This is a genomic window from Stella humosa, assembly GCF_006738645.1.
In the GTDB taxonomy this organism is placed as follows: Bacteria; Pseudomonadota; Alphaproteobacteria; order ATCC43930; family Allostellaceae; genus Allostella; species Allostella humosa.
The window spans coordinates 4599468-4611236 of record NZ_AP019700.1; the positions used below are offsets into that span (position 1 = coordinate 4599468).

Consider the following 11769-nt stretch of genomic DNA (forward strand, 5'->3'; position numbering starts at 1 on the left):
TGGGCCGGGCCTTCAGGACGTGCTCTCGGGCATCCAGTCCGGCCGCGGGATGGCGCGGTGGGCATCGCGGAGAGCCGCCGACCAGCGCTCGCGGATCATGCGGAAATAGGGGTCGTCCTCGCCGATCCGACGGTTGATCTCGGCCCGCTCGGCATTGCGCCGGAACACCATCAGGTCGATCGGCAGGCCGACCGTCAGGTTCGAGCGCAAGGTCGAATCCATCGAGATCAGGGCCAGCTTCACCCCATCGGCCATGGCGGTCCCGAACTGCACCGCGCGGTCGAGGATGGGTTTGCCGTACTTGTGCTCGCCGATCTGGAGGAAGGGCGTGTCCTCCGTCGCCTCGATGAAGTTGCCGGCCGAATAGCACAGGAACAGGCGCAACTGACGCCCGGCGATTTGCCCGCCCAGCAGCAGCGTCACCTCGAAGCCGATGCTTTGCTGGCGCATCGCCTCGCCGTCCAGGTGCCAGACCTTGCGTACCGCCTCGCCCGTCAACTGGGCCGCGCGGAACATGCTGGGCACGGTGTAGAGGCTCTCGATCGTGCCCGTGGCCTCGCTCTCGAACCCCTCGGTCAGCAGGTTCATCACCGCCTGGGTGACGCCGAGATTGCCCGCGGACGCGATGCAGATGGTGCGCTCCCCCGGCACCTCGAAGAAATGGAGCTTGCGGAAGGTCGAGATGTTGTCGACGCCGGCATTGGTGCGGGTGTCGGCCAGCATCACCAGGCCCTCGGAGAGGAGCAGTCCTACGCAATAGGTCATTGGGTGCTAACGGTCATCGTTCGGGTTCTGTCCAGGTCAGGTCAGGTATTGCTTGGACACCTCGTGCCCGAGCCGGACGTTGCTATCGATGAATTGCGTCAGGAATTCGTGCAATCCCATCTGGAAGATGTCGTCGATGCGGGTGAAGCGCAGGTTGGCATGGATCTGCCCGGCCAGGCGGTCGGCCTCGCCCTGGCGGCCATAGGCGGCCGACAGCAGTTCCAGGGTGCGCGTGATCTCGATGAAGCAGGCGGCCAGCGACCGCGGCATCTCCGGCTTCAGGATCAGCAACTCGGCCACCAGCCACGGCTTCACCTCGCGGCGGTAGATCCAGTGATAGGCCCGGGCAGCCGACACCGCGCGCAGGACGGCCGTCCACTGCACATAGTCCAGCCCGCCGCCGATCGTCTCGTAGGTCGGCAGCAGCACATTGTACTTCACGTCGAGGATACGGGCCGTGCTGTCCGCCCGCTCGAGGAAGGTGCCGAGGCGCGTGAACCAGTAGGCGTCGTTGCGCATCATCGTCGAGCCGACGCAGCCGGTGAAGAGCAGCGAGCGCTCCTTCACCCAATCCAGCACCCGGCGCACCGTGTCGGGCGCGAAATCCTCGTCGCGGAAGGCGCGCGCCTGCAGCCAGGATCCGTTCACCGCATCCCACATGTCGGCCGAGAGCGCCGTGCGCACCGCCCGGCCGTTGCGCCGAGCGGTCTGGATGCAGGACAGGATCGAGGACGGGTTGTCGGGGTCGCGCGCCAGGTAGTCGATGGCGGCCTCGGCCGTCGCCTCGGCATGCTTCTCGTAGAAGCCGGTCTCGCAGCCGGCGGCGATGATGGTCGAGTGCCACTCCGTATGGCCGCCGCCGACGACGGTGCCCATCGCCGCCAGCCGGTAGCCGGCCTCCAGGATGCGGGCCATGTTCTCCGCCCGCTCCATGTAGCGGGCGAGCCAGAAAAGATTGTCTGCGGTCCGGCTCAGCATCACCTCAACCCTCCAGCACCCAGGTGTCCTTGGTGCCGCCCCCCTGGCTGGAATTGACCACCAGCGAGCCGTCGCGCAACGCCACCCGGGTCAGCCCGCCGGGAACGATGCGCACCTGGTCGGCCCCCACCAGCACGAACGGCCGCAGGTCGACATGGCGCGGCGCCACCCCGGCATCGACGAAGGTGGGACAGGTCGAGAGCGCCAGGGTCGGCTGGGCGATGTAGCGCTCGGGCCCGGCCTTGATCTTCTCGGCGAAGGCCGCGCGCTCGGCCTTGCTGGCATGGGGGCCGACCAGCATGCCGTAGCCGCCCGACCCGTGCACGTCCTTCACCACCAGTTCCGCCAGGTGCTCCAGCACATAGGCCCGCTCGTCGGGCTTGGCGCAGGACCAGGTCGGCACGTTCTTCAGGATCGGCTCCTCGCCCAGGTAGAAGCGCACCATCTCGGGCACGTGGATATAGACCGCCTTGTCGTCGGCGATGCCGGCGCCGACCGCATTCGCCAGGGTGACGGTGCCTGCGCGATAGGCACGCATCAGGCCCGGCACTCCCAGCGCCGAATCGGGACGGAAGGCGAGCGGGTCCAGAAAGTCGTCGTCGATTCGCCGGTAGATCACGTCGACGCGCTTGGGCCCCTGGGTCGTGCGCATGTAGACGATGTCGTCGTCGACGAAGAGGTCCGGCCCCTCGACCAGCTCGACCCCCATCTCGTCGGCCAGGAACGAGTGCTCGTAGTAGGCGCTGTTGTAGGGGCCGGGCGTCAGCAGGACGGCCACCGGCTCGTCCTTGCAGGCGGGTGGCGCCACCGAGCGCAACGTCTCCAGCAGCGCCTCGGGATAGCGCGACACGGGCTGCACGCGGTGGCGCGCGAAGAGGTCGGGGAAGAGGCGCATCATCACCTCGCGCCCCTCCAGCATGTAGGACACGCCGGACGGCGTGCGGCAATTGTCCTCCAGCACGTAGAACTCGTTCTCGGTGACGCGGACGACATCGATGCCGGCGATATGGGTATAGACCCGCCCCGGCACCGAGAAGCCCTGCATCGCCTTGAGGTAGCTCTCGTTCTGCAGGACCAGCGATTCCGGCACCTTGCCGGCGCGGATGATCGCCCGCTCGTGATAGACATCGTGGATGAAGGCGTTCAGCGCCTTTGCCCGCTGCTCCAGCCCGCGCGCCAGAAAGTCCCATTCCGATGCGCCCAGCACCCGGGGCACGATGTCGAACGGGATCAGCCGCTCGGGGTCGCCGCCCTCGCCATAGACTGCGAAGGTGATGCCGATCCGCCGGAACAGGATCTCCGCCTCGCGCCGCTTGTGGGCGAAGACTTCGGGCGGTGTCGAGGCCAACCACTCGCTGACCGTCCGGTAGGGCATCCGGCAGCTATCCCCATTCCCCATCTCGTCGAATGCTGTCGCCATCGGTCCCCCTCCGAATTCACGATGACCGAGGGCGAAATTGCGCGTCAAGAGAAAGACTTGCCCAATATTTCGCCAGCGCCGGCGATGGATTGATCATGTTCGCGGCACCGCCGCCCCGGCCCGGGCCACCCGCCGCGCGACGACGAGGCTGAGGCCGCCGAGGCTGGCAACACCCGCCACCACGAGGTAGGTCAGCGCGTAGCTGCCGATTGCAACGCTGACGATGCCGAACAGTGCCGGCCCGAAGATGATGCTGGAAAAGGTCAGCATCATGCAGCCGCCGGTCGCGACGCCGATCCGGTCGGGCGGCGCCTGGCGCGCCACTTCGGCCATGAAGACGCCGTTCCAGCCGACCGCGGTAGACCCGAACAGCGCGCCGACGCCATAGACCGCCCAGGCCGGCCAGGCGGGTGTCAGTTGCGAGGCGGCCAGGCACGCCAGCACCGCCAGCCCGGTCACCACCATCAGGGTGATGAACCCGTCGCCGATGCGATCGGCCACCAGTCCCCAGCCGACGCGGCCCAGCACGCCGGCCACCTGCATGATGGCGACGACGAAGCCCGCCTCGACCAACCCGAAGCCGGCTTCCGACACCAGCAGCGTCGTCATGAAGGCCAGGACGCACATCTGCGTCAGCGACAAAGCCATCGACGCGAAGGACAGGTAGCGCAGCGGCCGCGAGCGCCAGACGAGCAGGACGGCGGCAAACGGGTTCTGGCGCAAGCCGTGAGTCGGGTCGCGGTCGTCGTCCCATTGACGGCGCGCCAGCGCCAGCGCCAACAGCAGCCCCAGCGCCAGCACCGCCACCAGCGCCACCGCCCAGCGCCAGCCGAAGGCCAGCGCTACCGGCGGCAGCATCAGCCCGGCCAGCATGCCGCCCCAGGGCACGCCGGTCTGCTTGATCGAGAAGATGAGGTTGAGGCGCGGCCCGCGGGCAAAGCGCATCAGCAGGTGCGAGGCGGCCGGATTGGTCAGCCCGTAGCCCAACCCCATGACGATCGAGCCCAGCGCGATCGTCCAGAGCTGGCCGCCGATCACCAGCAGGGCGCCGAGGATCGCCAGCACCAGCGCGGCCTGGCTGGCCCGGCCGGCCCCCAGCCGGCGCACGAAGGCACCGCCGATCACCGAGGTCGCCATGGCGCCGGAGTAGATGAAGGTCGTCTGGTAGCCGATCAAGGCGGGCGAGACGCCCAGCATCTCGGCCAGCCGGGGCGCGATCGTCGGCACCGACAGGGTGGTGGCCGACGCCAGCGCCTGCACGGCGGTGGTGGCGGCGACGACGGTCCAGGGATTGGTCGCGAGCGAGGCGGATGCCGGATGGGTCACGGGAACGGGGGCTGCCTGACGGGAAAGGGTAAAGCGTCCTGCCATTCTGGACCCCTGGCCTGCCAAGGGGCAACGTAGTCCGCGCCGGGCTGGTGACAATGGCGGCGAACGGCCGTCGCCCCCGGGGGCGAGGCGCGCTATTGATCGGGGTGAGCGATCGAGCGGATTCGGCGGTTGGGGGTGCGATGACGGCGCAGGAAACGGCAGAGCGGCGGCAACGGGCACGGGCGGCGCTGCAGCGCCGGGACTTCGCGGCCGCCCGCCGCGAGGTCGAACGGCTGGTCGCCGACGAGCCGGGCAACCCGGACGGGCATGGCCTGCTGGGCTCCATCCGCAACGAGACCGGCGACGCGGCGGGCGCGGCCGAGTCCTTTGCCACAGCACTCCGCCTGCGGCCGGGCCACGGCCCCACCGCCCACCTGCTGGCGGCCGCCCTGCTGCGGCTGGGCGACATCGACCGGGCCTTGGCGGTACTGGCGCCGGCGGCGGCCGCCGCCCCCGACGATGCCCCGCTGCAGGCCACCCACGCCGTGGCCCTGGTCCGCGCCGAGCGCCTGGCCGAGGCGGCCGAGGCGGCCGAACGCGCGACGCGCCGCGATCCCTCCCTCGTGCCCGCCTGGATGAACCTCGGCACAGCGCGCCGGCTGCAGGGCGACAATGCCGGCGCGCTGGCGGCCACCGACGAGGCGGTGCGGCGCCAGCCCGACCTGGCCGAAGCGCACGTCAACCGGGCGCTGGCGCTGCTGTCGCTGGGCCGCATGGACGAGGGCTGGACGGAGCACGACTGGTACTGGCGCCAGGCCCACACCCCGCCGCGCCCCCTGCCCCAGCCGTGGTGGGATGGCAGCGCCGTCCAGGGCCGCATCGCCGTCTGGGGCGACCAGGGCATCGGCGACCAGCTCTGGGCCAGCGCCTATATTCCCGACATGGTCCGGGCCGGCCACCGGCTGGTGCTGGAATGCCCGGAGCGCGCGGCCGGCCTGTTCGCCCGCAGCTTTCCCGACATCGAGGTGGTGGCGGCCACCGACCCGGTCGACGCGCGCCTGACCGCCCCCGACATCGTCGCCCAAACCCCGCTGTCACGCCTGGCCGCGATCGCCTGGCGCCGGCATGGCCGCACCAGCCGGCCGGATGCGCGCCTGACGCCCGATCCCAACCACGTCGCTGCAATCCGCGCCCGCTACCGGAATCTGGCCGGCGATCGTCGCATCCTCGGCATCGCCTGGCGCAGCCGCAAGCCGGACGGGCAGATCTTCGAAGTGCCGCTCGTGCGCTGGGAGCCGCTGCTGCGCGACCGCGGTCTGTTCGTCGTCAACCTCCAGTATGGCGACACCCGCGACGAGCGCATTCGCACCCAGGAATGGTTCGGCACCGCGCCCTATCATGACGAGGCGATCGACGCGGTGGCCGACATCGACGGCTTCGCGGCCCAGGTGGTCGCCCTCGATGGCGTCGCCACGGTGGTGAACGCGACGGTGGCGACCGCCCTGGCCGTCGGCACCCCCGCCATCGTCGCCGTCCGCCGCTTCCAGCCCGACTGGCGCTACCCCCCCGGCGCCGAGACCAGCCCCTGGCTGCCCGGCGCGCGCCTGGTGCGGCAGCAGGCGGGCGATCGCTGGGACGACGTGATGACGCGCATGGTCGTGCTGGCCACGGCATGATCGCGGCCAGCCTGCACCGGGGCGTCGAAGATCTGCTGCGGCAAACCGCCGACGCCGTCATCCTGCCCCGCTTCCGCAGCCTGGCGGCGGGCGAGATCGTCGAGAAATCGCCGGGCGAGGTCGTGACGGTGGCCGACCGCGAGGCCGAGGCCTTGCTGTCGCGCGGCCTGCTGGCGCTGCTGCCGGGCTCGACCGTGGTGGGCGAGGAGGCGACCGCGGCCGATGACGGCCTGCGCGCGGCCATATCCGGGTCCGAGCGCGCGTGGCTGGTCGACCCGCTGGACGGCACCGCCAATTTCGTCGCCGGCAGCCCGCATTTCGCGGTGATGGTGGCGCTGCTGGCCCGTGGCCGGACGGTGGCCGCCTGGATGCTGCAACCGGCCACCGGCCTGCTGGCCGCAGCCGAGGCCGGGGCCGGCGCCACGATCGACGGCCAGCGGGTGCGGGTGTCGGAGGCTGCCCCCGCGGGGCCGGCAACCGGCGCGGTGTTCACCCGCTTCCTGCCGCCCGACGTGCGGGCCGGCGTCGATGCCGGCCGCCACCGGCTGGGTCCGATTCTGCCTGGCTTGCGCTGCGCCGGGTGGGAATATCCCGCCATCGTCGCCGGCCGGCAGGACTTCGCGCTCTTCTGGCGCAGCGAGCCCTGGGACCATGCGCCGGGCGCCCTCTTCCTGGCCGAGGCCGGCGGCCGCGTGGGGCGGCCGGACGGCAGCGCCTATGTGCCGGGCGACGGCCGGGCCGGCCTGCTGGTCGCGCGCTCGGCCGCGATCTGGGACGAGGTGGCAGCGGCGCTGTCGCTCGCCTGACCCGTCAGTCGCCGACCGCCACCCCTTCGCGCCGGGGATCGGCACCGCCGACCAGCCCGCCGCCCGGCAGCAGGCGGATCGCCTGGAGGCCGCTGGGCGCGGTCATCGGCTGCACCTCGTGCCCCAGCCGGCGCAGCCCGTCGGCCAGCGGCCCTGCCCCCGGCGTCATCTCAAGCTCGGTCGGGCCGTTGCGGTTCAACAGGTTGGGCAGCGAGACCGCACGCTGCGGGTCAAGGTCCCAGTCCAGCATCGCCACCAGCGCCTTCAGGGTGTAGCCGATGATGCGGGCACCCCCGGGCGAGCCCAGCGCCATCACCAGCCGCCCGTCGCGGTCGAACACCATGGTCGGCGACATCGAGCTGCGCGGGCGCTTGCCGCCCTCGACCCGGTTGGCGACCGGGCGGCCGTCCGCCTCGGGCACGAACGAGAAGTCCGTCAGCTCGTTGTTGAGGAGGAAGCCGCGCACCATCAGCTTGGAGCCGAACGGCCCCTCGATGGTCGTCGTCATCGACACCGCGTTCCCGTCCCGATCGACGATCACCATGTGCGAGGTGGCGGGGATCTCCAGGCTGCGGTCCGGCGCGAAGTCGGCCCGCTTGCCCGGCGGCTCGCCGGCCGTGGCACGGCCAAGCGATTCCCCGGTCCGGATCAGTCCGCCGCGGTCGGCCAGGTAGCGGCGGTCGAGCAGGCCCGGGGGCAGCGGCACCCGGTCGGGGTCGGCGACGTAGCGGTCGCGGTCGGCGAAGGCCAGCCGGCTCGCCTCCAGCAGCAGGTGCCAGGCGTCGGGCGAGGCCGGGCCGGCCGCCGTCAGGTCGTGGCGCTCGACCATGCCCAGCACCTGGGCGATGGCGACCCCGCCCGAGCTGGGCGGCCCCATGCCGCAGACCCGCCACAGGCGATAGGGCACGCAGACGGCATCGCGCACCTGCGGGCGATAGCCGACCAGGTCCGCCAGGGTCATGCTGCCCGGTCGCGCGGCACCGGCGACCGCCGCCACGATGTCCTGGGCGATCGGGCCGGTGTGCAGGGCATCGGCGCCACCCGTGGCGATCGCCTGCAATGTCGCCGCCAGTGCGGGGTTGGCGAGCAGCGTGCCCGCCGGCTTCGGGCTGCCGTCCGGCTGGTAGAAATAGGGGCCAGCCGCCGGGTCGGCGCGCAGGGCCGCGTCGTCCTGGAGGGTGGCCGCCAGGCGGGGCGAGATGGCGAAGCCGTCGCGGGCGAGCGCGATCGCGGGCTGGAACAGATCGGCCCAGGGCAGCCGGCCATGCGCGCGGTGAGCCGCCTCCAGCATGCGGACCGCCCCCGGCACGCCTACCGACAGACCACCCACGACCGCATCCATGAAGCGCAGCGGCCGGCCGTCGGCACCCAGGAACAGGTTCGGGCCGGCGGCGGCCGGCGCCGTCTCGCGCCCGTCATAGGTGCGCAGCTCGCGGCCCGCGGCCGACCAGTGCAACAGGAAGGCGCCGCCGCCGATGCCCGACGACTGCGGCTCGACCAGCGTCAGCACCATCTGCACGGCGATCGCCGCATCGACCGCGCTGCCGCCCGCCTGGAGGATCGTGCGGCCCGCCGCCGCGGCCAGCGGGTTGGCGGCGGCCACCATGTGGCTGCGGGCATAGGCCGCCATGCGCTCTGGCGCCAGCCCCGGGGGTGGACTGCCGGCGGGCGGGCCGGCCCAGGCCGGAAGCACCAGGCAACACAGCAGGGCCGCCAGCGGCCAGCGTCGCATCGTCATCGCAAGGGGCCCTTCGCGGGGTACGGCAGCGCCCAGGATGGACGCCCAAGACCGCCGCCGCAACCGGCGGCAGCGGCAGCCTATGGCGTCTTCGGTGCCTCGTCGGCGGGTGCCGGTTCCGGCTCGGGCGGCGCGTCCAAAGCCTGGTCGAGGGCGGCGCGGACCCGGCGAAGGACCGGCGCCCAGTCGCCCGGCTTGCGCTGGCGGAAGAGCCAGGCCGACGGATACCAGGGGCAGTCGTCGCGCCCCAGCATCCAGCACCATTCGGGCGCGTGCGGCAGGACGATCCAGACCGGATGGCCCATGGCACCGGCCAAGTGTACGGCCGGGCCGTCGACCCCCACCACCAGGTCCATGGCGGCGATGGCGGCGGCAAATATGGCCGGGTCCTCGATCCCCTCGATCTCCTGCACCAGGGCGCCGGCGCCGGCCTGGCGGATGTCGCGGGCAGCCCCCGCCTGGAGAGATACCAGGTCGACGTCGGGGCGTTCTGCCAGGCGCAGGAAGTGGGTCAGCGGGCAGCTCGGCGCGCGCGCGTCGCCATCGGTCGATCCGGTCGACCACATGATGCCGATGCGCAGCCGGCCGGGCACGGGCGGCGCCATCTCGCGCCGCGGCGTGCGCGGCACCCGCAAATAGGGAACGGGGGCCGGCAGCGTGTCGAGCGTGATGCCGAGGATGCGCGGCAGGTCGGGCAGGGGCGCTTCGGCCGCGACATTGGCATAGCGTCCGCCGCGGCGGACGACGCGGGCCGCGCCCTCGATCGTCTCCAGCAGCGGGATGGCGTCGTCGGGCCCCTCCAGGATCAGGGGAACGCCACGGGCGGCCGCCAGGGGGACGAAGCGCGCGAAGAGGGCCGTCTCGGCCAGGTCGTCGCCCGCGCGCACCAGCAGGTGGCGGCCGTCGAGCGCCGATCCGTCCCAGCGCGGCCAGGTCTTGCCCCGCACCGGCACGATGGGCGACGGGTAGCGCAGCGCCAGGTCGGCGAAGCCGTCCGTGAAGTTGCCGCCCAGGAGGTGGGCCAGGCCCCGCTCGATGCGCACCTGGTGGCGCTCCGGACGCAGCGTCAGCGACCGGCCGAACGACTGGATCGCCTCGTCCAGGCGGCCGGCGTCGCGCAGCACCAGGGCCAGGTTGTAGGCGATCTCGGGCGAGCCCGGCTCGCCGGCCGCGGCTTGGCGCAGCAGGCTGACGGCGTCCTCCGTCTCACCCAGCGAGCGGAGCGCGTTGCCCAGGTTGGACAGGGTCGCGGCATGGCCCGGCCGCAGGCGGAGCGCGCGCCGGAAGCACGCGACCGAGGCCGCCGTGCGGCCCGACGCCCGCAGCGCCACGCCCAGATTGTGATAGGCCTCGACCAGGTCCGGCCGCTCGGCGATCGCCCGGCCATAGGCGTCGATCGCCTCCTCGGCATGGCCGGCGCGCTGCAGGTCGATGCCCGCCGCCAGCAGGATCTGCGCCTTCGTGCCCGGATCGACCGTGGCCGGCATCCCGGACAGGCCGGTGCCGCCCACCTGGTCGTGATCGCCCTCCACCGCCGGAGGCTCCCCGCCGGTCAGACGCCGAAGGCCTGGCGCCGGCCACCCGGCGCCTTGGCGAGGTAGCGCCCGGCCAGGATCTCGGCGATCTCGACCGCGTTCAGGGCCGCGCCCTTGCGCAGGTTGTCCGAGACGACCCACAGGTTGAGGCCGTTGGGCACGGTCGGGTCGCGGCGGATGCGGCTGACGAACACCGCATCCTCGCCCTGGCTGTCGGTCGGCGTGACATAGCCACCCGGCTCGCGATTGTCCTGCACCAGGATGCCCGGGGCACGGCGCAGCAGTTCGCGCGCGGCGTCCTCGTCGACCGGACGCTCGAACTCGACGTTGATCGCCTCGGCATGGCCGATGAACGTCGGCACGCGCACACAGGTCGCCGTCACCAGGATGTCGGGATCGAGGATCTTGCGGGTCTCCACCACCATCTTCCACTCTTCCTTCGTGGACCCGTCGTCCATGAAGCTGTCGATGTGGGGGATGACGTTGAAGGCGATCTGCTTGGGGAAGATCTCGGGCTTCACCGGATCATTCACATAGATGGCGCGAGTCTGGGTGAAGAGCTCGTCCATCGCCTCCTTGCCCGCCCCCGAGACCGACTGGTAGGTCGAGACGACCACGCGCTTGATCTTCCACTCATCGTGCAGCGGCTTCAGGGCCACCACCATCTGGATGGTCGAGCAGTTCGGGTTGGCGATGATGCCGCGCCGCGTGTAGTCGGCGATGCGGTGCGGGTTCACCTCCGGCACCACCAGGGGCACGTCGTGCTCCATGCGGAAGTGCGAGGTGTTGTCGATCACGACGCAGCCGGCCTTGGCCGCGCGCGGCGCGTGGACGGCCGAGATCTTGGCGCCCGGCGAGAACAGCGCGATGTCGACGCCCTTGAAGTCGAACGATTCGAGGTCGAGCACCTTGAGGATGTCGTCCTCGCCGAACGACACCTCGCGGCCAACCGATCGCTCGGACGCCAGCGCGTACGCCTGGGACACGGGGAACGCACGCTCCGCCAGCGTCTTCAGCATCTCCTGGCCGACGGCGCCCGTTGCGCCGACGACAGCGACCCTGTAGCCCATGACCGACCGACCAATCTAGCGGGGAGAAGGCGGTTCACTTACGATCGGCGCACCCTGAATGCAAGCGCGAGGGGGCCGGGGCATGCCGAACCCGCACCGATCGACCGTCGATGGCTATGCCGCGTTCTGGCCGATCTATCTGGCCGCGCATAGCCGGCGGGCGACCCGCGCCTGGCATTTCGCCGGCACCAGCCTAGCGCTCGCCTGCCTGGCGGCGGGAATCCTGGCGGGCGACTGGCGGCTGGCGGTTGCGGCACCATTCCTGGGCTACCTGCCGGCCTGGGGCTCGCACTTCCTGGTCGAGGGCAACCGCCCCGCCACGTTCGGCCACCCGTTCTGGTCGCTCTACAGCGACCTGCGGATGTACGGCCTGTGGCTGACCGGGCGACTCGGCGGTGAGCTGGCCCGGCATGGAATAGGCGACGCTGTGACGCGGGCGTGATTTGCGGGTGATCGACCGGGGGGTCTAT

10 protein-coding genes are annotated in these 11769 nt (G+C 71.6%); 3 read left to right on the plus strand and 7 right to left on the minus strand.

Annotated features, from left to right (window positions below; translation table 11 throughout):
- Positions 1–12: 12 nt before the first annotated feature.
- From STVA_RS21535 to STVA_RS21550, 4 genes are all read right to left on the minus strand, one after another.
- Positions 13–765 (minus strand): proteasome-type protease, encoded by a 753-nt coding sequence (locus STVA_RS21535; RefSeq protein WP_123691958.1) that lies wholly within the window; start codon positions 763–765, stop codon positions 13–15.
- Positions 766–801: 36 nt separating this feature from the next.
- Positions 802–1743, minus strand: coding sequence for an alpha-E domain-containing protein (locus tag STVA_RS21540; protein WP_123692880.1), 942 nt, complete (start codon positions 1741–1743; stop codon positions 802–804).
- A gap of 4 nt (positions 1744–1747) precedes the next feature.
- Positions 1748–3163, minus strand: coding sequence for a circularly permuted type 2 ATP-grasp protein (locus STVA_RS21545; protein ID WP_123691960.1), 1416 nt, complete (start codon positions 3161–3163; stop codon positions 1748–1750).
- Between the two features lie 93 nt (positions 3164–3256).
- Positions 3257–4489, minus strand: coding sequence for an MFS transporter (locus tag STVA_RS21550; protein WP_170216567.1), 1233 nt, complete (start codon positions 4487–4489; stop codon positions 3257–3259).
- A 185-nt stretch (positions 4490–4674) separates the two neighbouring features.
- On the opposite strand from STVA_RS21550, the gene STVA_RS21555 reads away from it, so the two are divergent.
- Together STVA_RS21555 and STVA_RS21560 are read left to right on the plus strand one after the other, a co-directional pair.
- Positions 4675–6150 carry a tetratricopeptide repeat protein gene (locus STVA_RS21555; RefSeq protein WP_170216568.1) on the plus strand — a complete coding sequence of 492 codons (1476 nt, stop codon included), beginning with the start codon at positions 4675–4677 and terminating at the stop codon, positions 6148–6150.
- Complete coding sequence (locus STVA_RS21560; protein ID WP_123691966.1) at positions 6147–6956, plus strand: inositol monophosphatase family protein; 810 nt, start codon at positions 6147–6149, stop codon at positions 6954–6956. Before STVA_RS21555 ends, STVA_RS21560 begins: the two co-directional genes overlap by 4 nt.
- 4 nt (positions 6957–6960) lie before the next feature.
- Here STVA_RS21560 and ggt read toward each other — a convergent pair whose 3' ends face one another.
- From ggt to STVA_RS21575, 3 genes are all read right to left on the minus strand, one after another.
- Positions 6961–8694, minus strand: coding sequence for a gamma-glutamyltransferase (ggt, locus tag STVA_RS21565; RefSeq protein ID WP_123691968.1), 1734 nt, complete (start codon positions 8692–8694; stop codon positions 6961–6963).
- An 80-nt stretch (positions 8695–8774) separates the two neighbouring features.
- Positions 8775–10226, minus strand: coding sequence for a tetratricopeptide repeat protein (locus tag STVA_RS21570; protein WP_123691970.1), 1452 nt, complete (start codon positions 10224–10226; stop codon positions 8775–8777).
- Positions 10227–10246: 20 nt separating this feature from the next.
- On the minus strand, positions 10247–11299 hold the full coding sequence (locus tag STVA_RS21575) for an aspartate-semialdehyde dehydrogenase (RefSeq protein WP_123691971.1): 1053 nt from the start codon (positions 11297–11299) through the stop codon (positions 10247–10249).
- 82 nt (positions 11300–11381) lie between these two features.
- Between STVA_RS21575 and STVA_RS21580 the strand changes: the two genes are divergently transcribed.
- Positions 11382–11741: an Mpo1-like protein gene (locus tag STVA_RS21580; RefSeq protein WP_123691973.1), complete on the plus strand. Its 360-nt coding sequence runs from the start codon at positions 11382–11384 to the stop codon at positions 11739–11741.
- Positions 11742–11769: the final 28 nt, after the last annotated feature.

What these genes read in the sequence shown, in the direction of transcription:
- STVA_RS21580 (WP_123691973.1), top strand. Translation starts at nt 11,382, where the DNA reads ATGCCGAACCCGCACCGATCGACCGTCGATGGCTATGCCGCGTTCTGG.
- STVA_RS21545 (WP_123691960.1), bottom strand. Translation starts at nt 3,163, where the DNA reads ATGGCGACAGCATTCGACGAGATGGGGAATGGGGATAGCTGCCGGATG.
- STVA_RS21540 (WP_123692880.1), bottom strand. Translation starts at nt 1,743, where the DNA reads ATGCTGAGCCGGACCGCAGACAATCTTTTCTGGCTCGCCCGCTACATG.
- STVA_RS21575 (WP_123691971.1), bottom strand. Translation starts at nt 11,299, where the DNA reads ATGGGCTACAGGGTCGCTGTCGTCGGCGCAACGGGCGCCGTCGGCCAG.
- STVA_RS21560 (WP_123691966.1), top strand. Translation starts at nt 6,147, where the DNA reads ATGATCGCGGCCAGCCTGCACCGGGGCGTCGAAGATCTGCTGCGGCAA.
- STVA_RS21555 (WP_170216568.1), top strand. Translation starts at nt 4,675, where the DNA reads ATGACGGCGCAGGAAACGGCAGAGCGGCGGCAACGGGCACGGGCGGCG.
- ggt (WP_123691968.1), bottom strand. Translation starts at nt 8,694, where the DNA reads ATGACGATGCGACGCTGGCCGCTGGCGGCCCTGCTGTGTTGCCTGGTG.
- STVA_RS21535 (WP_123691958.1), bottom strand. Translation starts at nt 765, where the DNA reads ATGACCTATTGCGTAGGACTGCTCCTCTCCGAGGGCCTGGTGATGCTG.